Source organism: Paracoccus simplex (assembly GCF_042648325.1).
GTDB lineage: Bacteria > Pseudomonadota > Alphaproteobacteria > Rhodobacterales > Rhodobacteraceae > Paracoccus > Paracoccus simplex.
Map to the genome: position 1 here is coordinate 1 of NZ_JBHRXE010000036.1, position 24,171 is coordinate 24,171.

At 67.7% G+C, this 24,171-nt stretch carries 24 protein-coding genes; 18 read left to right on the forward strand and 6 right to left on the reverse strand.

All coding sequences use genetic code 11. The features are described from left to right. Positions 1 to 793, reverse strand: a 793-nt coding sequence (locus ACFOMP_RS12435; protein WP_379031024.1) for an NAD(P)H-hydrate epimerase, incomplete at its 3' end; no start/stop codon positions are given. A 153-nt stretch (positions 794 to 946) separates the two neighbouring features. On the opposite strand from ACFOMP_RS12435, the gene ACFOMP_RS12440 reads away from it, so the two are divergent. The 6 genes from ACFOMP_RS12440 (at position 947) to gap (ending at position 7,101) form a co-directional block, all read left to right on the forward strand. Continuing rightward, positions 947 to 1,285 (forward strand): P-II family nitrogen regulator, encoded by a 339-nt coding sequence (locus ACFOMP_RS12440; RefSeq protein WP_289895792.1) that lies wholly within the window; start codon positions 947 to 949, stop codon positions 1,283 to 1,285. A 78-nt stretch (positions 1,286 to 1,363) separates the two neighbouring features. Further along, positions 1,364 to 2,770, forward strand: a complete 1,407-nt coding sequence (gene glnA / locus ACFOMP_RS12445) for a type I glutamate--ammonia ligase (protein ID WP_289895793.1) — start codon at positions 1,364 to 1,366, stop codon at positions 2,768 to 2,770. Positions 2,771 to 3,176: 406 nt separating this feature from the next. Further along, positions 3,177 to 4,493 carry an adenylosuccinate lyase gene (gene purB, locus ACFOMP_RS12450; RefSeq protein WP_289895794.1) on the forward strand — a complete coding sequence of 439 codons (1,317 nt, stop codon included), beginning with the start codon at positions 3,177 to 3,179 and terminating at the stop codon, positions 4,491 to 4,493. A 60-nt stretch (positions 4,494 to 4,553) separates the two neighbouring features. Beyond that, positions 4,554 to 5,606: a flagellar motor switch protein FliG gene (locus tag ACFOMP_RS12455; RefSeq protein ID WP_289895795.1), complete on the forward strand. Its 1,053-nt coding sequence runs from the start codon at positions 4,554 to 4,556 to the stop codon at positions 5,604 to 5,606. A 115-nt stretch (positions 5,607 to 5,721) separates the two neighbouring features. Next, positions 5,722 to 5,865: a hypothetical protein gene (locus ACFOMP_RS12460; protein WP_019352124.1), complete on the forward strand. Its 144-nt coding sequence runs from the start codon at positions 5,722 to 5,724 to the stop codon at positions 5,863 to 5,865. A 234-nt stretch (positions 5,866 to 6,099) separates the two neighbouring features. Beyond that, positions 6,100 to 7,101, forward strand: coding sequence for a type I glyceraldehyde-3-phosphate dehydrogenase (gene gap / locus ACFOMP_RS12465; RefSeq protein ID WP_289895796.1), 1,002 nt, complete (start codon positions 6,100 to 6,102; stop codon positions 7,099 to 7,101). A 78-nt stretch (positions 7,102 to 7,179) separates the two neighbouring features. Here the strand turns inward: gap and ACFOMP_RS12470 are convergent, their stop codons facing one another. Then, the gene (locus tag ACFOMP_RS12470) at positions 7,180 to 7,476 is read right to left on the reverse strand and encodes an antibiotic ABC transporter (protein WP_289895797.1); all 297 of its coding nucleotides are present in this window, start codon (positions 7,474 to 7,476) and stop codon (positions 7,180 to 7,182) included. A 139-nt stretch (positions 7,477 to 7,615) separates the two neighbouring features. Between ACFOMP_RS12470 and pyrC the strand changes: the two genes are divergently transcribed. From pyrC to ACFOMP_RS12510, 8 genes are all read left to right on the forward strand, one after another. Continuing rightward, positions 7,616 to 8,659: a dihydroorotase gene (pyrC, locus tag ACFOMP_RS12475; RefSeq protein ID WP_289895798.1), complete on the forward strand. Its 1,044-nt coding sequence runs from the start codon at positions 7,616 to 7,618 to the stop codon at positions 8,657 to 8,659. Beyond that, positions 8,656 to 9,327 (forward strand): orotate phosphoribosyltransferase, encoded by a 672-nt coding sequence (locus ACFOMP_RS12480; protein WP_379031031.1) that lies wholly within the window; start codon positions 8,656 to 8,658, stop codon positions 9,325 to 9,327. Before pyrC ends, ACFOMP_RS12480 begins: the two co-directional genes overlap by 4 nt. Positions 9,328 to 9,562: 235 nt before the next feature. Further along, positions 9,563 to 11,062 carry a replicative DNA helicase gene (locus tag ACFOMP_RS12485; protein WP_289895800.1) on the forward strand — a complete coding sequence of 500 codons (1,500 nt, stop codon included), beginning with the start codon at positions 9,563 to 9,565 and terminating at the stop codon, positions 11,060 to 11,062. Further along, positions 11,059 to 11,421, forward strand: coding sequence for a DMT family protein (locus tag ACFOMP_RS12490; RefSeq protein ID WP_379031035.1), 363 nt, complete (start codon positions 11,059 to 11,061; stop codon positions 11,419 to 11,421). The genes ACFOMP_RS12485 and ACFOMP_RS12490 overlap by 4 nt, the downstream gene beginning before the upstream one ends. 63 nt (positions 11,422 to 11,484) lie before the next feature. Further along, positions 11,485 to 12,690, forward strand: coding sequence for a multidrug effflux MFS transporter (locus ACFOMP_RS12495; protein WP_289895802.1), 1,206 nt, complete (start codon positions 11,485 to 11,487; stop codon positions 12,688 to 12,690). Positions 12,691 to 12,751: 61 nt separating this feature from the next. Next, complete coding sequence (locus tag ACFOMP_RS12500; protein ID WP_379031038.1) at positions 12,752 to 14,146, forward strand: helix-turn-helix domain-containing protein; 1,395 nt, start codon at positions 12,752 to 12,754, stop codon at positions 14,144 to 14,146. 432 nt (positions 14,147 to 14,578) lie between these two features. Further along, positions 14,579 to 15,868, forward strand: a complete 1,290-nt coding sequence (locus ACFOMP_RS12505) for a DUF5930 domain-containing protein (RefSeq protein WP_379031041.1) — start codon at positions 14,579 to 14,581, stop codon at positions 15,866 to 15,868. Beyond that, positions 15,858 to 16,340 (forward strand): bactofilin family protein, encoded by a 483-nt coding sequence (locus tag ACFOMP_RS12510; protein WP_379031044.1) that lies wholly within the window; start codon positions 15,858 to 15,860, stop codon positions 16,338 to 16,340. Before ACFOMP_RS12505 ends, ACFOMP_RS12510 begins: the two co-directional genes overlap by 11 nt. A 47-nt stretch (positions 16,341 to 16,387) precedes the next feature. Here ACFOMP_RS12510 and ACFOMP_RS12515 read toward each other — a convergent pair whose 3' ends face one another. The 4 genes from ACFOMP_RS12515 to ACFOMP_RS12530 form a co-directional block, all read right to left on the reverse strand. Beyond that, complete coding sequence (locus tag ACFOMP_RS12515; protein WP_379031047.1) at positions 16,388 to 17,248, reverse strand: DUF2189 domain-containing protein; 861 nt, start codon at positions 17,246 to 17,248, stop codon at positions 16,388 to 16,390. A gap of 53 nt (positions 17,249 to 17,301) precedes the next feature. Further along, positions 17,302 to 17,799, reverse strand: coding sequence for a pantetheine-phosphate adenylyltransferase (gene coaD, locus ACFOMP_RS12520; protein ID WP_019353366.1), 498 nt, complete (start codon positions 17,797 to 17,799; stop codon positions 17,302 to 17,304). 107 nt (positions 17,800 to 17,906) lie between these two features. Continuing rightward, positions 17,907 to 18,344, reverse strand: coding sequence for a CBS domain-containing protein (locus ACFOMP_RS12525; RefSeq protein WP_289895807.1), 438 nt, complete (start codon positions 18,342 to 18,344; stop codon positions 17,907 to 17,909). Positions 18,345 to 18,440: 96 nt separating this feature from the next. Beyond that, a complete protein-coding gene (locus ACFOMP_RS12530; RefSeq protein WP_289895808.1) occupies positions 18,441 to 19,334 on the reverse strand; it encodes a LysR family transcriptional regulator in 894 nt (297 codons plus the stop codon). A gap of 108 nt (positions 19,335 to 19,442) precedes the next feature. On the opposite strand from ACFOMP_RS12530, the gene ACFOMP_RS12535 reads away from it, so the two are divergent. From ACFOMP_RS12535 to mmsB, 4 genes are all read left to right on the forward strand, one after another. After that, positions 19,443 to 20,942, forward strand: coding sequence for a CoA-acylating methylmalonate-semialdehyde dehydrogenase (locus tag ACFOMP_RS12535; RefSeq protein WP_379031052.1), 1,500 nt, complete (start codon positions 19,443 to 19,445; stop codon positions 20,940 to 20,942). Between the two features lie 122 nt (positions 20,943 to 21,064). Then, positions 21,065 to 22,210 (forward strand): acyl-CoA dehydrogenase family protein, encoded by a 1,146-nt coding sequence (locus ACFOMP_RS12540; protein ID WP_379031055.1) that lies wholly within the window; start codon positions 21,065 to 21,067, stop codon positions 22,208 to 22,210. Beyond that, on the forward strand, positions 22,211 to 23,218 hold the full coding sequence (locus ACFOMP_RS12545; RefSeq protein WP_379031058.1) for an enoyl-CoA hydratase/isomerase family protein: 1,008 nt from the start codon (positions 22,211 to 22,213) through the stop codon (positions 23,216 to 23,218). Beyond that, entirely contained in the window at positions 23,215 to 24,090 is an 876-nt protein-coding gene (gene mmsB, locus ACFOMP_RS12550) for a 3-hydroxyisobutyrate dehydrogenase (RefSeq protein ID WP_379031061.1), read from the forward strand. The genes ACFOMP_RS12545 and mmsB overlap by 4 nt, the downstream gene beginning before the upstream one ends. The last annotated feature ends 81 nt before the right edge of the window (positions 24,091 to 24,171 follow it).

The following is a 24,171-nucleotide window of genomic DNA, read 5'->3' on the forward strand; positions in this document are numbered from 1 at the left end:
AGGCCAGCGCCGCAAGCGGCAGCAGCAGCGGCAGCGCGGCTCCCCCGCCCAGCAGCAGCGCATGGCCGTGGTCGTATTTGTGCCCGGCCCGCTTGGCCAGCGCCGGCACCGGCCCGGCCAGCCGCGCCGGCTCGCCCGCCGCCGCCATCCAGCCGTCCAGGCCGATATCGACGATGCGCAGCGCGCCGCTGAGCGCGCCGCCCTGCGCCAGCACATGGCCCAGCTTGGCGCGCTGGAAACTGACGGTCAGCGCCGCCTCGGGCAGGTCCAGCCCGCCCAGCACCCGGCCGCTGTCGGCGCAAAGCCCGCTCAGGATGTCCACCGCGACGATCCGGCAGCCGCGTGCCGCCGCCAACCGCAGGGGCGCCGCGATCCCGGGCGCCAGCGGCCGGGCCAGCCCGGTGCCGAACAGCGCGTCGATGCAAAGGGCGCCGGCCGGGAAATCCTCGGGGCCCAGATCGGACAGCGCCACCATCTCGCCCGGCCAGCAGGCCGCGGCCAGCTGCGCATCCGGGCTGGCCGGCGGGGCCGGCGCCGCCAGCCGCAACTGCCAGCCGCGCTTGGCCAGCAGCCGCGCCACCACATAGCCGTCGCCGCCATTGTTGCCGGGGCCGCACAGGATCACCGCCCGCCCCGGGCGCTCGCGTTCCGGCCACAGCGCCAGCATCTCGCGCACCACGCCCGCCCCCGCCCGCTCCATCAGCGCCGCGCCGGTGATCTCGCCGCTGCCGATGGCGGCAGCCTCGACCGCCCGCATCTGCCGAGTCGTCAGGATCTCGCGCTTCGGGACCATTCTGTCGCACATAATTCAGGCAACCTGCTCAATATCAGGGCACATGCCCCGGATTCCCCGCCCGCATGCCGCTTTCCCCATCAAGCCGCATGGACGCGCATCATCAAACCCGCCAATCAGGGCGCAGGCAAGTCGCGAGAGAAGGATCAGGCGATGAAGAAAGTCGAAGCCATCATCAAGCCCTTCAAACTGGACGATGTGAAAGAGGCGCTTCAGGAAGTCGGCGTCCAGGGCCTCTCGGTCACCGAGGTAAAGGGCTTCGGCCGGCAGAAGGGCCATACCGAACTGTATCGCGGCGCCGAATATGTGGTGGATTTCCTGCCCAAGGTGAAGATCGAGATGGTGCTGCCCGACGACATGGTCGAGGCCGCCGTTGATGCCATCATCTCGGCCGCGCGCACCGAGAAGATCGGCGACGGCAAGATCTTCATCATCCCGGTCGAACAGGCCATCCGCATCCGCACCGGCGAGACCGGCGACGACGCGGTCTGATCCCCGGACCCGCATTCCCGCAACAACCGACACCTGCCCGGCGGCGGCGCCGGGCCGACTGATGGAGGAAGGATCCCAATGACAGTCAAGGACGTTCTGGATCTGATGAAGACGGAAGAGGTCGAATATGTCGACGTCCGCTTCACCGATCCCAAGGGCAAGCTGCAGCATGTGACGCTGGTCGCCGATCTGGTGGACGAGGACTTCTTCGAGGAAGGCTTCATGTTCGACGGCTCCTCGATCGCCGGCTGGAAATCCATCGACCAGTCCGACATGAAGCTGATGCCGGACGCCGCCTCGGCCTATATCGACCCGTTCTATGCCGAAAAGACGCTTTGCGTGCATTGCAACGTCGTCGAGCCCGACACCGGCGAGCCCTATGCCCGCGACCCGCGCGGCACGGCGCTGAAGGCCGAGGCCTATCTGAAATCCTCGGGCATCGGCGACACCGCCTATTTCGGCCCCGAGGCCGAGTTCTTCCTGTTCGACGACGTGCGTTATTCGGTGACGCCGCAGAAGGTCTCCTTCGAGCTCGACTCGGTCGATGCCGCCTGGAACACCGACACCGTCTACGAGGACGGCAACCTTGCCCATCGCGCGGCCCATAAGGGCGGCTATTTCCCGGTGAACCCGATCGACACCGCCCAGGACATCCGCGGCGAGATGCTGTCGACGATGAAGCGCATGGGCATCAAGGTCGACAAGCACCACCACGAGGTCGCCACCTGCCAGCACGAACTGGGCATGATCTTCGGCGGGCTGGTCGAACAGGCCGACAACATCCAGAAATACAAATACGTCATCCACAACGTCGCCGCCGCCTATGGCAAGACGGTGACCTTCATGCCGAAGCCGATGAAGGGCGACAACGGTTCGGGCATGCATGTGAACATGTCGATCTGGAAAGACGGCAAGCCGCTGTTCGCGGGCGACAAATATGCCGATCTTTCGCAAGAGGCGCTGTATTTCATCGGCGGCATCCTGAAGCACGCCAAGGCGCTGAACGCGCTGACCAACCCGGCGACCAACAGCTACAAGCGCCTGATCCCCGGCTTCGAGGCTCCGGTTCTGCGCGCCTATTCGGCCCGCAACCGCTCGGGCTGCGTGCGTATTCCGTGGACCGAAAGCCCGAAAGCCAAGCGCGTCGAGGCGCGTTTCCCCGATCCGGCCGCGAACCCCTATCTCGCCTTCGCGGCGCTGCTGATGGCCGGCCTCGACGGCATCAAGAACAAGATCGACCCCGGCCCGGCCTCGGACAAGGATCTCTACGACCTGCCGCCCGAGGAGCTGGCCGAGATCCCGACCGTCTGCGGCAGCCTGCGCGAGGCGCTGGAAGAGCTGGAAAAGGACATGGACTTCCTGCTCGCCGGCGACGTTTTCACCCGCGACCAGCTGGAAGGCTACATCAAGCTGAAATGGGAAGAGGTCTATGCCTATGAGCACACCCCGCATCCCATCGAATATGCGATGTATTACAGCTGCTGATCCGCAGCCGCGACAATGACGGAAAGCCGCCCCTCGGGGCGGCTTCTCCACGGCCGGCAGGCCCGGCACGGCTTGCCCTCGCCCCGAGCGGCTGCGGCGCGTCCCCCCTTCCGGTCGGAACGGGGAAGGCGACCGCCCGTGCCGGGCCCAGGCTGCGCGCACCCCGCGCCCTTCTCCCCGGCTCTCCGTGTTTCCGGACCCGTTCCGGCCGCGCCCGGCCCCGCGGCGCGGACCCGCTCGCGCCGGCCGTCGTCAGACGCCCTGTGTGCGCCCGGTGTACGCCCGGTGCACGCCCGGCGATGGAAGATTTGCGACAGCCCCTTCCCGCCGCCCCGGACCGCCGCACCCTTTGGTTGCGGCCTCGGGGGCAAGCCGCTAAAAGCCCCGCAAACCCAAGGAGCTTCCGATGATCCCGCGCTATGCCCGCCCCGAAATGGTCGCCATCTGGTCGCCCGAGACCAAGTTCCGCATCTGGTACGAGATCGAGGCCCATGCCTGCGACGCCCAGGCCGATCTGGGGGTGATCCCGCGCGAGAATGCCGAGGCGGTCTGGAAGGCCAGGGATGTCGAGTTCGACGTCGCCCGCATCGACGAAATCGAGGCGGTGACCAAGCATGACGTCATCGCCTTCCTGACCCATCTGGCCGAGCATATCGGCGCCGAGGAGGCGCGTTTCGTCCACCAGGGCATGACCAGCTCGGACGTGCTGGACACCACGCTGAACGTGCAGCTGGTGCGCGCCGCCGACATCCTGCTGGCCGACATGGACAAGGTGCTGGCCGCGCTGAAGAAACGCGCCTTCGAGCACAAGGACACCGTCCGCATCGGCCGCAGCCACGGCATCCATGCCGAGCCGACCACCATGGGCCTGACCTTCGCCCGCTTCTACGCCGAGATGGCCCGCGGCCGCGAACGGCTGGAACGCGCCCGCGAGGAAGTCGCGACCGGCGCCATCTCGGGCGCGGTCGGCACCTTCGCCAATATCGACCCGGCGGTCGAGGAGCATGTCTGCGCGAAAATGGGCCTGCGCCCCGAGCCGATCTCGACCCAGGTCATCCCGCGCGACCGCCATGCGATGTTCTTCGCCACGCTGGGCGTGATCGCCAGCTCGATCGAGAACATCGCCGTCGAGATCCGCCACATGCAGCGCACCGAGGTGCTCGAGGCCGAGGAATATTTCAGCCCCGGCCAGAAGGGCAGCTCGGCCATGCCGCACAAACGGAACCCGGTGCTGACCGAGAACCTGACCGGCCTGGCCCGGCTGGTGCGCATGGCGGTGGTGCCGGCGATGGAGAACGTGGCGCTCTGGCACGAGCGCGACATCAGCCATTCCTCGGTCGAGCGCGGCATCGCCCCCGATGCGACGATCACCCTGGACTTCGCTCTGAACCGCCTGGCGGGGGTGATCGAAAAGCTGGTGGTCTATCCCGAGAACATGTTGAAGAACATGAACAAGTTCAAGGGTCTGGTCATGTCGCAGCGGGTGCTTCTGGCCCTGACCCAGGCGGGTGTGTCGCGCGAGGACGCCTATCGCCTGGTGCAGCGCAACGCCATGAAGGTCTGGGAACAGGGCGCCGATTTCAAGACCGAGCTGCTGGGCGATGCCGAAGTCACCGCCGCGCTCTCGCCCGCCGAGATCGAGGAGAAGTTCGACCTCGGCTATCACACCAAGCATGTGGACACGATTTTCGCCCGCGTCTTCGGCGGGTCCGGCGCGCGTTAACCGGACCTTCGCCTTTTCCTGCCAGATTGCCCCCAAGGACGGATGAATCGGGGGCAATCCATGGGCGTTCCGGCGATCGGGGGGGCGGGGCTGACCGCCCGGCAGAAGGCGGCGGTGATCGTGCGGCTGGTGCTGGCCGAGGGCGAGGATATCGACCTCGCCCGGCTGCCGCCCGGGCTGCAGACCGACCTGGCCCAGGAAATGGCGCTGATGGGCGTCATCGACCGCGAGACCCGCAACGCCATCGTGGCCGAATTCTGCGACCGGCTGGAAGCGGTGGGCCTGTCCTTTCCCGGCGACATCGACGGCACGCTGGACCTGCTCGACGGCCATCTCTCGCCCGACACCAGCGACCGGCTGCGGCGCATGGCGGCGCTGAACGGCGCCGGCGACCCCTGGGACCGCATCGCCGCGATGGGGCCGGCGCTGCTGGCCGAGCTGGCGCGGACCGAGGCGGTCGAGATCGCGGCGGTGATGTTCTCCAAGCTGCCGGTGCCGCGCGCGGCCGAAGTCTTCGGCCTGCTCGACCCCGCCCTGGCGCGGCGGATCGCCTATGCCATGTCGCTGACCGGCGGCATCGAGGCCGAGGCGCTGCGGCGCATCGGCAAGGCGCTGATCCAGGCCGCCGATGCGGTGCCGCAGCCGCCGCTGCAGGGCAAGGCCGGCGAAAAGGTCGGGGCGATCCTGAACTTCTCGCCCTCGTCCATGCGCGACAGCGTGCTGGCCGGATTGGACGATGACGACGCCGCCTTCGCCGGCGAGGTGCGCAAGACCATCTTCACCTGGGCCCACATCCCCCACCGCATCGACCCGCGCGACATCGCCCGCGTCACGCGCGAGACGGACAATGCCGTGCTGCTCAAGGCGCTGGCCGGCGCCAAGGGGGAGGCACGCGAGACCGTGGAATTCCTGCTGGGCGGCATCTCCTCGCGCCTGGCCGAGTCGATGCGCGAGGAAATGGAAGCACTCGGCAAGATCTCGACCCGCGATGCCGAGGAGGCGATGGACGAGGTGGTCGCCACCATCCGCCGCATGGAGGCCGCGGGCGACCTGTTCCTGATCGCCCCGGAGCTCGAGGAGGACGGGGAGGCGGGCGAGGAGACGCCCGGCTAGGGCGGGCGCCGGGACAGGGCCTTGCCTGCAGCGCGGCTCTGCCCTAGCACTCTGGCCGAAGCGCGCGCCCTGGCCGCGCGACGGGCCGCTTGAAGCCGGGCTACGGGAAAGAGGCATGACAAATCAGATCGCCATCGTGCTGGGCCTGCTGATCCTGGGGCTTTTCGTCGCAGACGCCCTGTTCCTGCACTGGGGCATGCCGCTTTTCCTGGGCAAGCAATTCGCCGGGTTGATCGAATATCTCAGTTTCTGGCGCTAGGCTTCGGGGCGGCCCCGCCCCTCTCGATTCGCCGGCAGAACGGCTGGCCTGAAGGCACGGGGCTGGCCGATCTTGGTCGGCGACCGCCCGCATGGGGTCGGGCCCCGCCGGCTTGCGTCGCTAACATGCGATTTTCGGCGCTGTTTCGGTCGCAGCCGGTTTCAGGCATTTGCATTCCCCCGGCGATGCGGGCTATTTGCACCGCGAAACTTCATCAGCGGCGGAGGAACCCCCATGGCTGTCAAGGTGGCGATCAACGGCTTTGGTCGTATCGGTCGGAACGTGCTGCGCGCGATCATCGAATCGGGGCGCAATGATATCGAGGTCGTGGCGATCAACGACCTGGGCCCGGTCGAAACCAACGCGCATCTGCTGCGCTACGACTCGGTCCATGGCCGCTTTCCCGCCAAGGTGACGGTCTCGGGCGACTCGATCGACGTCGGCCGCGGCCCGATCAAGGTCACCGCCATCCGCAACCCGGCCGAACTGCCCTGGGGCGATATCGACGTCATCATGGAATGCACCGGCATCTTCACCTCGAAGGACAAGGTGCAGCCGCATCTGTCGACCGGCGCCAAGCGCGTGCTGATCTCGGCCCCCGGCGACAATGCCGACAAGACCATCGTCTTCGGCGTGAACCACGACACGCTGACCAAGGACGACATCGTCGTCTCGAACGCCAGCTGCACCACCAACTGCCTGTCGCCGGTCGCCAAGGTGCTCAATGACAGCATCGGCATCGCCCGCGGCTTCATGACCACCATCCACAGCTATACCGGCGACCAGCCGACGCTGGACACCATGCACAAGGACCTGTACCGCGCCCGCGCCGCGGCGCTGTCGATGATCCCGACCTCGACCGGCGCCGCCAAGGCCGTCGGCCTGGTGCTGCCCGAGCTCAAGGGCCGGCTGGACGGCGTCGCCATCCGCGTGCCGACCCCGAACGTCTCGGTGGTGGACCTGGTGTTCGAAGCCAAGCGCGACACCTCGGTCGAGGAGATCAACGCCGCGATCAAGGCCGCCGCCGACGGCCCGCTCAAGGGCATCCTGGGCTATACCGACGAGCCGCTGGTCTCCTCGGACTTCAACCACGACAGCCACAGCTCGGTCTTCCACATGGACCAGACCAAGGTGATGGAGGGTAAGCTGGTCCGCATCCTCAGCTGGTACGACAACGAATGGGGCTTCTCGAACCGCATGGCCGACACCGCCGTGGCGATGGGCAAGCTGATCTGAACCCATCCCAGCAAGCGATAACGGAAACGCGCCCCAACGGGGCGCGTTTTCCGTTCGGGCGCTCCTGACCGAGGCGGGCTATTTCGACAGGCGCCGCACATTCGCCCGGGTGCGCTTGCGATAGGGCCGCAGCGCCGCCGCCATCACCCTGTCGGCGCGCGCGCCGCGCCCTGCCGCGCGCAGCGCGGCATGCAAAGCCTCGGTCGCGGCATCGGCCTTTTCGACCACCATGCGCTGCGGCTCCGAGGCATCCTGTCGCAGGATGCCCATCATGCCGGCGGTGCGCAACGCGATGACCATCTGCGATTCCCAGGCCATGTGGGCCATCTGCTGCCAAAGCAGCAGCGGCGCCTGCATGGCCGAAAAATTCATCATTCCGAAGCCCATTCCGAATTCCCTTCGCACGTCGAGCAGGCAAGCAGGCTGCGCCCATGATACAGGAATGCCAAGCGCTTCTTTGGTACAAGTGATTGCGCTATGGCCTTGATGCCGCACCCGGTATACAGGGGAAATCATGACCAAATCCGTAACGCTCCGACGTCCCGACGACTGGCACCTGCACCTGCGCGACGGCACCATGCTGCAGGCAGTGGCTTCATTTTCCGGCCATTTCGGCCGGGCGATCATCATGCCGAACCTGGTGCCGCCGGTGGTGACCGGGGCGCAGGCCGCAGCCTATCGCGACCGGATCCGCGCCGCCCTGGGCCCGGAAGTGACGTTGCGTCCGTTGATGACGCTCTATCTGACCGAAACCACCGATCCGGCCGATGTGCTGGCCGCCCATGCCCAGGGAATCATCTCGGCGGTGAAGCTCTACCCGGCCGGGGCGACCACCAATTCGGCCTCGGGCGTGCGCGATTTCGACAAGGTGCGCCCGGTATTCGAGGCCATGGCCGGGGCCGGCATCCCGCTGTGCTTCCATGGCGAGGTCACCGATCCGGCGGTGGACATCTTCGACCGCGAGGCGGTGTTCATCGACCGCGTCCTGGACCCGATCCGCCGCGCCACACCCGGCCTGCGCGTGGTGATGGAACATATCACCACCGCGGACGGGGTGGATTACGTCGCGGCCAACACCGACATCGGCGCGACCATCACCACCCATCATCTGGTCATCAACCGCAACCATATCCTGGCGGGCGGCATCCGGCCGCATTACTATTGCCTGCCGGTCGCCAAGCGCGAAACGCATCGCCTGGCGCTGCGCAAGGCGGCAACCTCGGGCGATGCGCGCTTCTTCCTCGGCACCGACTCGGCGCCGCACCCGGACCGCGCCAAGGAATCGGCCTGCGGCTGCGCCGGCTGCTTCACCGCGCCGAACACCATGTCGATCCTGGCGCAGGTCTTCGAGGAGGAGGGCGCGCTCGACCGGCTCGAGGCCTTCACCGCGCTGAACGGCGCCGGCTTCTACCGCATGGAGCCGAACCCGGACCGCATCCGGCTGGTGAAACGCGACACGCCCGCCGCCTACCCGACCCATATTCCCGCCGGCGACGAGACCGTCACCGTCTTCGATCCCGGCTTTCCGCTTTATTGGCATGTCGAGGATCCCGCATGACCCTGCCCTTCCCCCCGCGCGAGGAAATCGCCCGCCTGACTGCCCGCATGCTGCTGGAGATCAAGGCGGTGCATTTCAACGCGGCCGAGCCCTATACCTATGCGTCGGGCCTCAAGGGGCCGACCTATATCGACTGCCGCAAGCTGATCTCCTATCCGCGCATCCGCTCGACGCTGATGGATTTCCTGTCGGCCACCGTGCTGCGCGACGCGGGCTTTGACGCCTTCGACAATATTGCCGGCGGCGAAACGGCGGGCATCCCCTTCGCGGCGCTGGTCGCCGAACGGCTGGAACTGCCGATGACCTATGTGCGCAAGAAGCCCAAGGGCTATGGCCGCAACGCCCGTATCGAAGGCGCGATGACCGAGGGCCAGCGCGTGCTGCTGGTCGAGGACCTGACCACCGACGGCGGCTCGAAGCTGAGCTTCGTCGACGCGATCCGCGAGACCGGCGCGACCTGCGGCCATACCGCGGTGATCTTCTATTACGGCATCTTCCCGGAAACCACGCAGCGCCTGGCCGACCATGGCGTGCAGCTGCATCATCTTTGCACCTGGTGGGACGTGCTGGCCGAGGCCAAGGCCCAGGGCTTCTACGACGAGGCGACGCTTTCCGAGGTCGAGAGCTTCCTGACCGATCCGCGCGCCTGGCAGGCGGCGCATCCCTGACCGGGCCCCGGCCTGCGGGCGCCTTGCCCGGCCGCCCGGCCGCAGGGGTTTTCGGGCAACGAAGAAGGCGGAGAACCGCGCGTCCTTCTCTGTTGCCCAAATACCCCTGCCGCCCTTGCCACCAATGCAGGCGCGGCATTCTGCCCACAGCTTATCCACAGCATATCCCGATGGACCCCGGGGCGCATAAGGTGGATAACGGCCCCCAGCCGAGTCGAAGGTCGGAGACCAGGGGATGAGCGAGTTGCGCGCCGTCGAAGTCAGGAAACCCGGCGAGATCGCCGAGGCCGTCGCCGGACAGGCGGTGCCGTTCTCGATCGAGGCCGAACAGCAGCTGCTGGGCGCGCTCCTGACCAATAACGAGGTCTATGACCACGTTTCGCGCATCATCAAGGCCGGGCATTTCTACGACCCGGTCCATCGCCGCATCTACGAGATCTGCGCCGAACGCATTGGCCGGAACGCGCTGGCCAGCCCGGTGACGGTCAAGGCCTTCATGGAGCATGACGCCGGCCTGAAGGAACTGGGCGGCCCGGCCTATCTGGCCCGGCTGGCCGGCGCGGCGATCTCGTCCCACGCCGCGCGCGATTACGCGCAGATGATCCGCGAATTCGCCCTGCGGCGCGAACTGATCGGGCTGGGGCAGGACATCGCCTCGCGCGCCTCGACCGTCTCGGTCAGCGATTCCGCCGAGGAGCAGATCAAGGAGGCCGAGCAGGTGCTCTACAAGCTCGGCGAACAGGGCGTGGCCGAGCGCGGCTTCCAGAGCTTCCTGGCCGCCGTCACCGGGGCGCTGAACGCCGCCAATGCCGCCTTCAGCCGCGGCGGCGGCCTTTCCGGCGTCTCGACCGGGCTGGTCGATCTCGACGGCAAGATGGGCGGGCTGAACCGCTCGGACCTGATCATCCTGGCGGGGCGGCCGTCGATGGGCAAGACCTCGCTGGCGACCAACATCGCCTTCAACGTCGCCAAGGTGCATCGGCTGGGCGAATTGCCCGACGGCACGCATGGCACGGTGGCGGGCGGCGTCGTCGGCTTCTTCAGCCTGGAGATGTCGGCCGAACAGCTGGCCGCGCGCATCCTCTCCGAGGCGGCCGAGGTGCCCAGCGAATCGATCCGCCGCGGCGACATGACCGAGGACGAGTTCCGCCGCTTCGTGAAGGCCGCGCATGACCTGCAGAACTGTCCGCTCTATATCGACGACACCCCGGCCTTGCCGATCAACCAGCTGGCGGCGCGGGCGCGCAAGCTCAAGCGCACCATGGGCCTCGACCTGCTGATCGTCGACTACCTGCAGCTGCTGCGCGCCGCCTCGGCCAAGGACAGCCGGGTGAACGAGGTCAGCGAGATCACCCAGGGCCTCAAGGCCGTCGCCAAGGAACTGGACATTCCCGTCATCGCCCTGTCGCAGCTGTCGCGCCAGGTCGAGAGCCGCGAGGACAAGCGCCCGCAGCTGTCCGACCTGCGCGAATCCGGCTCGATCGAACAGGACGCCGATATCGTGATGTTCGTCTTCCGCGAGGAATATTACCGCGAGCGCGAAAAGCCCGCCGACCACGACCTGGACAAGATGGCGGCCTGGCAGCAGATCATGGAGTCCTGCCACGGCAAGGCCGAGATCATCATCGGCAAGCAGCGCCACGGCCCCATCGGCACGGTCGAGCTGTCCTTCGAGGGCCGCTTCACCCGTTTCGGCAATCTCGAGAAGCATCGCAACTGGGACCGCTCCGAATGAACCTGCCGGTACCGGTTGTCACCGTCGGCCTGCTGATCCTGTCGAACCTGTTCATGACCGTCGCCTGGTATGGGCACCTGAAGTTCAAGACCGCGCCGCTTCTCGTCGTGATCCTGGTCAGCTGGGGCATCGCCTTCTTCGAATACCTGCTGCAGGTGCCGGCGAACCGTTTCGGCTATGGCCATTTCAGCGCCGCCCAGCTCAAGACCATTCAGGAGGTGATCAGCCTGTCGATCTTCGTGCTGTTCTCCTGGCTCTGGCTGGGCGAGCGGCTGACATGGAATATCGGCCTCGGCTTCGCCTTCATCTGCTTCGGCGCCTTCCTGATCTTTCACCGGTTCGGCGCGGCGGCGCATTGAGGCGAGACTTCATCGCGCAAACAGGCGGTTGCCTTCGCCTGCCGCTCGGGCAATCTAGGCGGCATGACCGCCCTCTCCTCCGCCCCGCGCCGGCCCAGCCTGATCACCCTGGTTTCGATCTCGGCCACGGGCGCGCTGTCCATGAACATCTTCCTGCCCTCGCTGCCCGCGATGGCGCGGGATTTCGGCGTCGAATACGGCTTCATGCAGCTGTCGGTCTCGGCCTTCCTGGCGGTCAGCGCGGTGCTGCAACTGCTTTGCGGCCCGATCAGCGACCGTTTCGGGCGCCGGCCGGTGGTGCTCGGCTCCTTCGCGATCTTCCTGCTGGCGACGCTGGGCACCTTGCTGGCGCCCAATGCCGGCTGGTTCATGGCGTTCCGGCTGCTGCAGGCGGTGGTGACGACCGGCTTCGTCATCAGCCGCGCCGTGGTGCGCGACATTGTCCCGGCCGATCAGGCAGCCAGCATGATCGGCTATGTCACCATGGGCATGTCGCTGGTGCCGATGATCGCACCGACGCTGGGCGGCGTGCTGGACGAGACGCTGGGCTGGCAGGCCAGCTTCGTCGCCATGGGCCTGGCCGGGCTGGGCGTGATGGCGCTGTGCGCCTGGGATCTTGACGAGACGGCGCGCGGCGGCGGCGTGCCGCTGCGCCAGCAGGTCGCGACCTATCCGGTTCTGGCGCGCTCGCAACGCTTCTGGGGCTATGCGCTGGCCGCGACGCTGAGCGCGGGGTCGTTCTATGCCTATCTGGGCGGCGCGCCCTTCGTCGGGCAGGTGGTGCTGCACCTGACGCCGGCCGAGGTCGGCTACTGGTTCGCCGGTCCCTCGATCGGCTATGCGCTGGGAAATTTCATCTCGGCCCGGTTTTCGACCCGGATCGGCATGAATCGGATGATCCTGGCGGGGGCGGTGATCTGTTCGGCCTTCCTGCTGGCCGCATTGCTGGTCGATCTGGCCGGCGGGCTGACGCCCCTGGTGTTCTTCGGCGCGGTCGGTTTCATGGGCCTGGGCAACGGCATGCTGCTGCCCAACGCCAATGCCGGCATGATGAGCGTGCGGCCGGAACTGGCCGGCACCGCCAGCGGCCTGGGCGGCGCCATGGCGGTCGCGGGCGGCGCGGGGCTGGCGGCTCTGGCCGGGGCGCTGCTGCATGACGACAGCGGCGCAGTGCCGCTGCTGGTCATCATGGCCGCCTCGGCCGTTGCCTCGATCCTGTTCATCCTCTGGGTGATGATCCGCGAGCGGCAGCTGATCCGCCGCGGTTGAAGCCCCTTGCCCGATGACCTTTGCAAAGCATATCCCTGTCGTTGCAAAAGCAGGAGGTCCAATGGCCACCCAAAAGATCTATGCCGGCGTCGCCTTGCGCGAGACACGCTCGCGCGCCGGGCTGACGCAGCGCGCCTTTGCCGACCGGCTGGGCGTCTCGCTGCCCTATCTGTCGCAGATGGAGAACAACCACCGCCCGGTCTCGGCCGGGGTGCTGCTGAAGCTCGCCTCGGAATTCTCGGTCGATCTGGGCGCCATGGCGGTGGGCGATGCCGAGCGCATGGTCATGGACATGGCCGAGGCGCTGGCCGATCCGCTGTTCGACAGCCCGCCGCCGCGTGCCGACCTGCGGCTGGCGGCGACCAACGCGCCGGCGCTGGCCCGCGCCTTCCTCGATCTCTACCGCGCCCATCGCGAGGGGCAGGAGCGGCTGGCCGCGCTGGACGAGGCGCTTGGCGCCGGTGCCCAGAATGCCACCCCCTCGCCCTGGGAGGAGGTGCGCGACTTCTTCCATTACTGCGACAACTACATCGACGCGGTGGACCGCGCGGCCGAACATTTCGCCCGTTCGCGCCCCAGCCTGCGGCCGCTGGAGCGCGCCATCGCCGGCCTGGCCGAGCGCGGCATCGAGGTGACGCAGGCCGAGTTGGGCAGCGGCGCGGTCTACCTGCGCGAGGACAAGCGCATCACCCTGAACGGGGCGGCCGAGACTGCGACCCAGGCGTTCCAGCTGCTGCACCTGCTGGCGCTGGAAAGCCGCGGCGACCTGCTGGAGGCGACGCTGGAGCTGGCGCGGTTCCGCAGCGCCTCGGCCCGCGACATCGCCCGGCTGGGGCTGGCGAACTATTTCGCCGGCGCGGCGATGATGCCCTATGCCCGCTTCCTCGAAGCCGCGCGGGTCGAGCGGCACGACCTGGAGCGGCTGGCGCATCTGTTCGGCGCCTCGCTGGAGCAGGTGGCGCATCGGTTGTCCACCATGCAGCGCGGCGGCGACCGTGGGGTGCCGTTCTTTTTCGTCCGTGTCGACCAGGCCGGCACAATTACCAAGCGCCATTCGGCCACGCGCATGCAATTCGCCCGCTTCGGCGGCGCCTGCCCGCTTTGGAACGTGCACCAGGCCTTCGAGACGCCGGGCCGCTTCCTGCGCCAGTTGGCCGAGACGCCGGACGGCAAACGCTACCTGCTGCTGGCGCGGGACGTGTCCAAACCTGCGGGCGCCTTCGGCGCGCCGGTGCGGCGCTTCGCCATCGGGCTGGGCTGCGAGGTCAGCCATGCCCGCGATCTGGTCTATGCCGACGGGCTGGACCTGGGCAATCCGCAGCTGTTCGAGCCGATCGGCGTCTCGTGCCGGATCTGTCCGCGGCCGAACTGCCATCAGCGCTCGGTGCCGCCGGTGGACCGGCACATCCGTATTCCTGCCGACCGGCCGGGGCCGCTGCCTTATGAGATCGCCTGAAAGCGGCCGCAAACGCCGCCGCTGCGGTTAGGTTCCGGGGGCGCGACGGATTCGCCACACCCTGCCGGGTGGGAAATTGGGGCCGGATCCGGCTCTGCCCGTTTGAAAGGCAGTTTTCCGCGCCCGGCAAGAAACGGCGCAAGCTGTGCGGCCCGCGCCAGGGCCGATGCGGCTTGGCGGCCGGTTTCTGCCACGAACCCCATGGCTTGGCCCTGTTACCTAGAATAACAATCGCAGGTTGACGAAACCCGGCTCTGACAGCACCGGCAAAGATCCACCCGACCGGATCGCAGGCGTCGGCATCAATCCGCCCACCCACCCCGCATATATTTCAGCAATGTTGCGCTTTGAGCACAGGTCGGATTTATCCATGCGCAGCGTCACGACCGCCCTGCTCGGCTGGTCCGACAAAAACAAGATGGACCCGGGACATTGCGCATCACCCATAGCCTGAATTCGGTGCTCGAGCGCTGGCTGCCAGAGCAGCGCCTCTTCCTGAAGTCGGACAAGACCACCCGCTTCCTGCGGTTGCGTCCGGTCACCCAGCTGATCGCCCTGGGCGGCATCGCGCTGGTCTTTGGCTGGAGCATCATCGCCAGCTCGATCCTGGCGATCGACGCGATCAGCGCCGGGTCGTCGCGCGATCAGGCCCGCCGCTCGCAGGACGCTTTCGAGGCCCGCCTGACGGATCTTTCGGCCGAGCGCGACAGCCGCGCCGCCGAAGCGGTGGCGGCGCAGAACCGCTTCGCGGTGGCGCTGGACCAGGTTTCGCGCATGCAGTCCCAATTGCTGGAATCCGAGGCCTTGCGGCGCGAGCTGGAAACCGGGCTGGGCGCCGTGCAGGCCAGCCTGCAAGAAGCGGTCACCGCCCAGCATCAGGCCCGGGACGATGCGGAGCACCCCGGCGGCCTGCCGGCGGCGCGCACCACCGAGCTGCAGGCGGCACTGGACATCCTGTCGGGCGAGCTGAAGCAGGCAGCCACCGACCGCGCCGATGCCGTGCAGCAGGCCGAGGATGCCCGCCGCCTGGCCGAGGCCGTCACCCTGGAACGCGACCAGATCGTCGCCCGCAACGACGAAATCCTGACCCAGCTCGAGGACGCGGTCACGGTTTCGGTCAAACCGCTGGACGACATGTTCCGCAGCGTCGGCATGAATCCCGACGACATCCTGCAGACCGTGCGCCGCGGCTATTCCGGCCAGGGCGGGCCGCTGAACCCGGTCGGCTATTCCTCCAGCGGCAATGCCGAGATCAGCCAGGGCGAGGCGAAGGCCAACGAGATCCTGATCACCCTGGACCAGATGAACAGCTATCGCATCGCTGTCGAGAAGATGCCGCTGGCCATGCCGGTGCAGTCGGCCTTCCGCTATACCTCGCCCTTTGGCCGGCGCTGGGGACGCGCGCACGAGGGCATTGACATGGCGGCGCCGGTCGGCACGCCGGTCTACGCCACGGCCGAGGGCAAGGTGATCTTCGCCGGCTGGCAGCGCGGCTATGGCAACCTGATCAAGATCCAGCACGAGCTGGGCACCGAGACCCGCTATGGCCACCTGTCCAAGATTCGCGTGAAGGCCGGCCAAAAGATATCGCGCGGCAGCCGGATCGGTGATATGGGCAATACCGGCAGATCGACCGGCTCGCATCTTCACTACGAGGTTCGCGTGAACGGCCGTGCCGTGAATCCCATGAGCTTCATCAAGGCAGCCCAGAATGTTTTCTAAAACCCGTGTGACCGAACCCGGCCCCCGCACCCAGCCGACCCCCGAGCCCGAGCCCGCGCGCAGCCTTGACACGAGTTACGACCTTCCCGCGGCGCGCACGCGCACCACGCCTTCGGTGCTGTCCTCGGACCTGACCGTCACCGGCAACATCCAGACCCAGGGCGACGTCCAGGTCGAAGGCACCGTCGAGGGCGACATCCGCGCCCATCAGCTCATCGTCGGCGAAAGCGCCACCATCCGCGGCGAGATCGTCGCCGAAGAGGTCGTGGTGAACGGCCGCGTCGTCGGCCGCGTGCGCGGCCTGAAGGTGCGCCTGACCGCAACTGCCCGCGTCGAAGGCGACATCATCCACAAGACCATCGCCATTGAATCCGGCGCGCATTTCGAGGGTTCGGTGCAGCGCCAGGAGGATCCGCTGGCCAATGGCGTGACGCCGAAACTGGCCCCGCCCGTCGCACGCGACGCCGAGTGAGCCAAGGATAAGCCGGCAGAACGGGCGGCCGCCGGGCCGCCCTTGTTTCATGCCGGTTCCGGATCCGGCATCATCCGGCGATACATGTGCCAGCTGGCATGGCCCAGCACCGGCAGCACGATGAACAGCCCCAGGAACAGCGGCAGGATGCCGGCGAACAGCATCCCGGCGATGACCAGCGCCCAGGCCAGCATCACCGTCAGGTTCGCCCCCACCGCCTGAAAGCTGGCGATGATGGCCGACACCAGGTCGACCTCGCGGTCCAGGATCAGCGGCAACCCGACCACGGTGATCGAGAACAGCACGGCCGCGAAACCCGCGCCGACCACCGTGCCGGTCAGCAGCATGACCAGACCGCGGCCCTGCAGCAGCATCTCGGCCGAGGAGGTGATGTTGGTCAGCGCCGAGACGCCCATGAACAGCGCGAAGGTGGTATGGGCGACGAAAACCCAGAACATGAACATCAACAGGATGACCATGGCCATCGAGGGCACCTGCCGGTCCTTCTGCGCCACCACCACCGCCAGCACCTCGCGCCAGATCAGCGGCCGGTCGGATTCGATGCGCCGGCTGACCTCGTAAAGCCCGACGGCGGCGAAGGGTGCGATCAGCGGGAAGCCGACGATGAAGGGCATCAGCCACCATTCCTGCCCCGCCGCCGTGGCCACCGCGGTCAGCACCAGCCCACCCGCGACATAGAAGGCCGCGAACAGCAGGCCAAAGGCCGGCGCCCGGCGGAAATCCCGCCATCCCGCCGCCAGAACCGCCGGGATGGCGTCGAAGCCGATCAGCTGGGGCAAGGGAATCTCGTCCGGCCCGGGGTCTGGCATGGGATCGGGCAGCGGCCGTCGCTCGGGCTCGGGGATCGGCGTGGGAATGGGCTTCGGGTCCGAATCGGTCACTGCCATCTGCTCCTCCGTCAACGGGGCGAGGTTAGCAGGCCGATGGTAAAGAAAAAGCCTCAGCGCGCGAAACGGTCGATCAGCGCGTCCTTGACCGCGGGCGAGACGAATTTCGACACGTCGCCGCCCAGCCGCGCGATCTCCTTGACCAGTTTCGAGGCGATGGCCTGGCGCCGCGCATCGGCCATCAGGAACACCGTCTCGATGCTGGAATCCAGCGCCCGGTTCATGCCGACCATCTGGAATTCGTATTCGAAATCCGCCACCGCCCGCAGGCCGCGCACGATCACCGTGGCCCCGACGTCGCGGGCGCAGTCGATCAGCAGGTTCTCGAACGGGTGGACGACAATCTCGCCGCTGGTGCGGGCCGCGACGATGCGGTCGCATTCCTCGCGCACCATGGCGACGCGGTCCTCGAGCGCGAAAAGCGGACCCTTGTCGCGGTTGATGGCGACGCCGATCACCAGCCGGTCCACCAGTTCCAGCGCCCGCTGGATAATGTCGAGATGGCCCAGCGTGATGGGATCGAAGGTGCCTGGGTAAAGCCCGATGCGCATGATGGGTGGGTCTCCTCGCCGAATTCCTGCAGTCAAACAAAGTTCGGCAAGGAAATGCAAGGCCATGCGCCTGCCTGCCGATCCGCGCGGCGGGCGGGCGCCGGGTCTCAGTTCCCCATGATCATGCCGGTCAGCGCCTCTTTCTCGGCGGCGAGTTCCTTGAGCCGGGCCGAAACCGTGTCGCCGATCGAGACCAGGCCCACCATCTCGCCCTGCTCGTTCACCACCGGCATATGGCGGAACCGGCCCTGCGTCATGCGGTCCAGGATCGCCAGCGCGTCCTCGCCCGTGGTGCAGGTCATCAGCTTGCGGGTCATCAACTCCGAGATCGGCAGGTCCAGGACCGAGGCGCCGCGCTTGCCCAGTTCGCGCACGATGTCGCGCTCGGACAGGATGCCCAGCGGGATCCTGCCATTCTCGGACACCACGATCGCACCGATGCGCTTGTCCGAAAGCAGCTTGGCGGCATCGGCCACGCTGGCATCCGGGGCGACGGTGAAGATTTCGCCGCTGGCTTTCATCGACAGGATCTGGTTGACGAGCATTTGTTCCTCCTCGGGTCGGGCGGGCGAAGGCTGCCTCTGACGCTCAGCGTCACCTCAACCCGCGCTTGCGTCAAGTCCGCTGTTGCAGTGCAGCGATCAAGGTATGACCAGCGCCTGCAGCCGCGCCACTTCGGCCCGGATGCCCTGCGCCAGCGCATCCGCCAGCCGGTTCATCCGCTGCGAGCGGCGGTCGTCGGCATGGCGGATCAGCCAGAAACTGCGGGTCAGCGAGATCTGGTCGGTCAACACCCGCCGCACCCCCGGACAGAAGGGAATCGCGAAGTCATGCACGATGCCTAGCCCCGCCCCGGCCCGGATCGCCTGCATCTGCACCGAGACCGAGTTCGAGGTCAGCTGCGCCCATTCCGCCCCGGTCTCGGTCAGGTAGTCCAGCTCGCGGTCGAAGATCATGTCGGCGACATAGCCGATCATGCGATGGCCGCGCAGATCCTCGCGCCGGCGGAGCGGCGGATGGGCGCGCAGATAATCCTCATGCGCGGCCAGGTGCAACTGGTAGTCGGTCAGCCGCTGCACCACCAGCCGGCCAGCCTGCGGCTGCGAGACGGCGATGGCCATGTCGGCTTCGCGCTTGGACAGGTTGAAGACCCGCGGCAGGGCGATGATCTGGATCTCCAGCCGCGGATGCGCTTCCGAGAGACGCGCGCAAAGCTGCGGCAGCAGGTAGTTCGCGCAACCGTCCGGGGCGCCGATGCGCAGCTGCCCGGTCAGGTCGCCGGGCCCGCTCAACGCCTCCTCGGCGCCGCTCAGCGCCGCCTCGACGGTCTCGGCATGGGGCAGCAGGCGCTCGCCCTCGGGGGCCAGCGCATAGCCCTGCGGCGTCTTCAGGAACAGCTTGGCCCCCAGCGCGCTTTCCAGCCGCGCCACCCGCCGGCCCACGGTCGAGGCGTCGATGCCCAGCCGCCGCCCCGCCCCCGACAGGCTGTCGGCGCGCGCCACGGCCAGAAAGATGCGCAGATCGTCCCAGTCCATTCCCAACCTTTGCAGAAATGCAAAACGCTTTTGCCAGACTTCCTCTTTTTCCGGCAATGCTGCAAGTCTATGATCCGCCCGAAGATGCGAAACCCTCGGGAGGCACCCATGGAAGAACTGAGCCACTGGATCGACGGCAAAGAGGTCAAGGGCACCTCGGGCCGCTTCAGCGATGTCATGAACCCGGCCACGGGCGAGGTGATCGCCAAGGTGCCGCTGGCCACCCCGGCCGAGCTGGACGCCGCGGTGAAAAGCGCCGAGACGGCGCAGGTCGCCTGGGCCGCCACCAACCCGCAGCGCCGCGCCCGGGTGATGATGAAATTCGGCCAGCTGATCCAGGACAACATGGACGCGCTGGCCGAGCTGGTCTCGCGCGAACACGGCAAGACCCTGCCCGACGCGCGCGGCGACGTGCAGCGCGGCCTTGAGGTGATCGAGGTCTGCATGGGCGCGCCCGCCATGCTCAAGGGCGAGTTCACCGACAATGGCGGGCCGGGCATCGACCTTTACTCGATGCGCCAGCCGCTGGGCGTGGTCGCGGGCATCACGCCCTTCAACTTCCCGGCGATGATCCCGCTGTGGAAGATGGGCCCGGCGCTGGCTTCGGGCAACGCGATGATCCTGAAGCCGTCCGAGCGCGTGCCCTCGACCTCGATCATGCTGGCGAAGCTCGCGCAAGAGGCCGGGCTGCCCGACGGCGTGCTGCAGGTCGTGAACGGCGACAAGGAGATCGTGGACGCGATCCTCGACCATCCGACCGTGCAGGCGGTGGGCTTCGTGGGCTCGACCCCGATCGCGCAATACATCTATGGCCGCGCCGCCGCCAACGGCAAGCGCGCGCAATGCTTCGGCGGCGCCAAGAACCACATGCTGATCATGCCCGACGCCGATCTGGACAAGGCGGCGGACGCGCTGGTCGGCGCCGGCTTCGGCGCGGCGGGCGAACGTTGCATGGCGATCTCGGTCGCGGTGCCGGTCGGCGACAAGACCGCCGACGCGCTGATCGAACGGCTGATCCCCAAGATCGAGAAGCTGAAGGTCGGCCCCTATACCGCCGGCGAGGACGTGGATTTCGGCCCGGTCATCACCAAGGCCGCGCAGGAGCGCATCGGCCGGCTGATCGAGTCCGGCGTGGAACAGGGCGCCAAGCTGGTCGTGGACGGCCGCGGGCTGCAGATCCAGGGCTATGAGAACGGCTTCTTCTGCGGCCCGTCGCTGTTCGACAACGTGACCCGCGACATGGAGATCTACAAGGAAGAGATCTTCGGCCCGGTGCTGTCCTCCGTGCGGGCGCAGAGCTATGAAGATGCGCTGAACCTGGTCATGGACAACGACTATGGCAACGGCACGGCGATCTATACCGCCGACGGCGACACGGCGCGCGACTTCGCCAGCCGGGTGAACGTGGGCATGGTCGGTATCAACTTCCCGATCCCGGTGCCGCTGTCCTATTACAGCTTCGGCGGCTGGAAGAAGTCGGCCTTCGGCGACCTGAACCAGTACGGCCCGGACGCCTTCCGCTTCTACACCAAGACCAAGACCGTCACCGCCCGCTGGTTCTCGGGCATCAAGGACGGCGTGGCGCTGAACTTCAAGGCGATGGACTAAGCCATTTTCGGGCGGGGGCGGCGGCACCCCTGCCCATTTCTGCGCGAGCCTGCAAAACTCGCGCAACATTTTCCGGCCATGACCGGGCAAGACATCATCACGAAAGACATGGGGGAGTGAGCATGGATTTCGCGCTGAGCGAAGAGCAGCAGGCGATATTCGATCTGGCCCGGGATTTCGGGGCGACGGAGATCGCACCCCATGCCCGCGCCTGGGAAGAGGCGGGCACCATCCCGCGCGCGCTGTGGCACAAGGCCGCCGAGCTTGGTTTCGGCGGCGTCTATGTCGACGAGGAGCACGGCGGCACCGGGCTTTCGCGGCTCGACGCCACGCTGGTCTTCGAGGCGCTGGCCATGGCCTGCCCCTCGGTCGGCTCGTTCCTGTCGATCCACAACATGTGCGGCGGCATGATCGACAAGTTCGGCACGGCCGAGAACAAGGCGCGCTGGCTGCCCGGGTTGTGCAGCATGGAGACGGTGTTTTCCTATTGCCTGACCGAGCCGGGCTCGGGCTCGGACGCCGCGGCGCTGCGCACCCGCGCCGAGCGGGTGCCGGGCGGCTGGAAGCTGAACGGCGCCAAGGCCTTCATCTCGGGCGGCGGCTATTCCGACGCCTATCTGGTCATGGTCCGCACCGGCGCGGCCGGCCCCAAGGGCATCTCGACCGTGGTGGTCGAGGCCGGCACGCCGGGCCTCAGCTTCGGCGCCCCCGAGCACAAGATGGGCTGGAAGGCGCAGCCGACCGCGCAGGTGCAGTTCGACGATTGCATCATCCCCGAGGAAAACCTGATCGGCGAGGAGGGCCGCGGCTTCGCCTATGCCATGGCCGGGCTGGACGGCGGGCGGCTGAACATCTCGGCCGGGGCGCTTGGCGGCGCGCAGGCGGCGCTGGACGCGACCCTGCGCTACATGGGCGAGCGGCGCGCCTTCGGCCAGACCCTCGACCAGTTCCAGGCGCTGCAATTCCGCCTGGCCGAGATGGAGACGGCGCTGCAATCCTCGCGCATCTTCCTGCGCCAGGCGGCCTGGAAGCTGGACCGGGGCGAACGCGACGCCACCAAGTTCTGCGCCATGGCCAAGCTGCATGTCACCGACCGCGCCTTCGAGGTCGCCAATCAGTGCCTGCAACTGCATGGCGGTTACGGCTATCTTGCCGATTACGGGATCGAGAAGATCGTGCGCGACCTGCGCGTGCACCAGATCCTGGAAGGCACCAATGAAATCATGCGGCTGATCGTCGGCCGCGCCCTGCTGGCGGAGCGTGACTGAATGGCCGATATGATCATCCGCAAGGACCGCCGCGCCGGGCGGCTGACCTTCAACCGGCCGCAGGCGCTGAACGCGCTGAGCCACGACATGGCGCTGGCCATCGACGCGGCGCTGTGCGAATGGCAGGACGATCCCGAGGTGGCGCTGGTCGTCATCGACGCCGAGGGCGAGCGCGCCTTCTGCTCGGGCGGCGACATCGCCGCGGTCTATCGCGCCGGGCTGGAGGGCGACCATCGGGTCGGGCGCGACTTCTTCCGCGACGAATACCGCATGAACGCCCGGATCAAGGACTATCCCAAGCCCATCGTCGCCTTCATGCAGGGCTTCGTCATGGGCGGCGGCGTCGGCGTCGGCGGCCATGCCAGCCACCGCATCGTCGGCGACAGCACGCAGATCGCCATGCCCGAGACCGGCATCGGCCTGATCCCGGACGTGGGCGGCAGCTGGCTGCTGGGCCATGCGCCGGGGCATGTCGGCGAGTATCTGGGCCTGACCGGGGCGCGCATGGGGCCGGGCGACGCAATCTTCGCCGGCTTTGCCGACGCCTACATCCCCGAGACGGAATGGCCGGCGCTGATCGAGCGGCTGGCCGAAACCGGCGACGTGGCGGCGATCGAAAGCTGCCCCCGCCCCGAGGCGCCGCTGGAGCGCCGCGACCTTTCCGCCTTCGGCGGTCCGAGCGTCGCCGAGATCATGGCCGCGCTGGAGGCGGCGGGGGACGAAGCGGCGCTGAAACCCTTGCGCCGCAACTCGCCCCTGTCGATGGCGGCGACGCTGGCGCTGGTGCGTGCGGCGCGCGCTGACGTCCGCCTGCGCGACAGCCTGGCGCGCGAGCTGCGCTTCACCGCCCGCGCCACGGCCGAGAGCGATTTCCTGGAAGGCGTGCGGGCGCAGATCATCGACAAGGACCGCAACCCGCAATGGGCGGCCGATGCCGGCCCCGCGCATGTCGCGGCGATGCTGGCGCCGCTGGGCAAGGACGAAATCGAATGGGAGGACCGGACATGAAGATCGGATTCATCGGCTTGGGCAACATGGGCGGCCCGATGGCGGCCAATCTGGCCAAGGCCGGGCATGAGGTCGCAGGCTTCGACCTGACCGCACCGATGCCCGATGGCGTCGGCAAGGCCGCCAGCGCCGCCGAGGCGGCCGCGGGCGCCGAGGTCGTCATCACCATGCTGCCGAACGGCGCCATCCTGCGCGCGGTCGCGGCTGAGATCGTCCCGGCCATGCAGCCGGGCGCGGTGTTCTGCGACTGCTCGACGGTGGATGTGGAAAGCGCCCGCGCGGCTGCGGTGCAGGCCCAGGCGGCGGGCCTGGGCGCGCTGGATGCGCCGGTCTCGGGCGGGGTCGGCGGCGCCACCGCCGGCACGCTGACCTTCATGGTCGGCGGCAGCGCCGAAGCCTTCGACACGGTGAAGCCGCTTTTCGACATCATGGGCCAGAAGGCGGTGCATTGCGGCGTCTCGGGCGCGGGTCAGGCGGCGAAGATCTGCAACAACATGATCCTGGGCGTGACCATGATCGCCACCTGCGAGGCCTTCGCGCTGGCCGACAAGCTGGGGCTGGACCGGCAAAAGATGTTCGACGTGGTCTCGACCTCCTCGGGCTACAGCTGGTCGATGAACGCCTATTGCCCGGCGCCGGGCGTCGGTCCGCAATCGCCGGCCGACAACGGCTACAAGCCCGGTTTTGCGGCCGAGCTGATGCTGAAAGACCTGCGGCTCAGCCAGCAGGCCGCCGAGGCCGCCGATGCCGACACGCCGATGGGCGAGCTTGCCGCCGCGCTTTATGCCCGCTTCGTCGAGGACGAGGACGGAAAGGGCCGCGATTTCTCCGCCATGCTGCCAAGGTTCAAGAAACGGCATCGCCCGGGCTGATTTCTCGTTCTTGTGAGGGAGCCGATCGGGGGCTTGCGGCGTTGAGCCTTCGATCAAGTTCCCTGTGCCAGGCTGACAGCC

Excerpts from the sequence above, each read along its gene's own strand:
- ACFOMP_RS12460 (WP_019352124.1), top strand. The coding sequence starts at position 5,722 with ATGACAAATCAGATCGCCATCGTGCTGGGCCTGCTGATCCTGGGGCTT.
- gap (WP_289895796.1), top strand. The coding sequence starts at position 6,100 with ATGGCTGTCAAGGTGGCGATCAACGGCTTTGGTCGTATCGGTCGGAAC.
- ACFOMP_RS12540 (WP_379031055.1), top strand. The coding sequence starts at position 21,065 with ATGGATTTCGCGCTGAGCGAAGAGCAGCAGGCGATATTCGATCTGGCC.
- mmsB (WP_379031061.1), top strand. The coding sequence starts at position 23,215 with ATGAAGATCGGATTCATCGGCTTGGGCAACATGGGCGGCCCGATGGCG.
- ACFOMP_RS12515 (WP_379031047.1), bottom strand. The coding sequence starts at position 17,248 with ATGGCAGTGACCGATTCGGACCCGAAGCCCATTCCCACGCCGATCCCC.
- ACFOMP_RS12500 (WP_379031038.1), top strand. The coding sequence starts at position 12,752 with ATGGCCACCCAAAAGATCTATGCCGGCGTCGCCTTGCGCGAGACACGC.
- ACFOMP_RS12490 (WP_379031035.1), top strand. The coding sequence starts at position 11,059 with ATGAACCTGCCGGTACCGGTTGTCACCGTCGGCCTGCTGATCCTGTCG.
- purB (WP_289895794.1), top strand. The coding sequence starts at position 3,177 with ATGATCCCGCGCTATGCCCGCCCCGAAATGGTCGCCATCTGGTCGCCC.
- ACFOMP_RS12530 (WP_289895808.1), bottom strand. The coding sequence starts at position 19,334 with ATGGACTGGGACGATCTGCGCATCTTTCTGGCCGTGGCGCGCGCCGAC.
- ACFOMP_RS12455 (WP_289895795.1), top strand. The coding sequence starts at position 4,554 with ATGGGCGTTCCGGCGATCGGGGGGGCGGGGCTGACCGCCCGGCAGAAG.
- coaD (WP_019353366.1), bottom strand. The coding sequence starts at position 17,799 with ATGCGCATCGGGCTTTACCCAGGCACCTTCGATCCCATCACGCTGGGC.
- ACFOMP_RS12480 (WP_379031031.1), top strand. The coding sequence starts at position 8,656 with ATGACCCTGCCCTTCCCCCCGCGCGAGGAAATCGCCCGCCTGACTGCC.
- ACFOMP_RS12440 (WP_289895792.1), top strand. The coding sequence starts at position 947 with ATGAAGAAAGTCGAAGCCATCATCAAGCCCTTCAAACTGGACGATGTG.
- glnA (WP_289895793.1), top strand. The coding sequence starts at position 1,364 with ATGACAGTCAAGGACGTTCTGGATCTGATGAAGACGGAAGAGGTCGAA.
- ACFOMP_RS12470 (WP_289895797.1), bottom strand. The coding sequence starts at position 7,476 with ATGATGAATTTTTCGGCCATGCAGGCGCCGCTGCTGCTTTGGCAGCAG.
- pyrC (WP_289895798.1), top strand. The coding sequence starts at position 7,616 with ATGACCAAATCCGTAACGCTCCGACGTCCCGACGACTGGCACCTGCAC.
- ACFOMP_RS12535 (WP_379031052.1), top strand. The coding sequence starts at position 19,443 with ATGGAAGAACTGAGCCACTGGATCGACGGCAAAGAGGTCAAGGGCACC.
- ACFOMP_RS12525 (WP_289895807.1), bottom strand. The coding sequence starts at position 18,344 with ATGCTCGTCAACCAGATCCTGTCGATGAAAGCCAGCGGCGAAATCTTC.
- ACFOMP_RS12495 (WP_289895802.1), top strand. The coding sequence starts at position 11,485 with ATGACCGCCCTCTCCTCCGCCCCGCGCCGGCCCAGCCTGATCACCCTG.
- ACFOMP_RS12485 (WP_289895800.1), top strand. The coding sequence starts at position 9,563 with ATGAGCGAGTTGCGCGCCGTCGAAGTCAGGAAACCCGGCGAGATCGCC.
- ACFOMP_RS12545 (WP_379031058.1), top strand. The coding sequence starts at position 22,211 with ATGGCCGATATGATCATCCGCAAGGACCGCCGCGCCGGGCGGCTGACC.
- ACFOMP_RS12510 (WP_379031044.1), top strand. The coding sequence starts at position 15,858 with ATGTTTTCTAAAACCCGTGTGACCGAACCCGGCCCCCGCACCCAGCCG.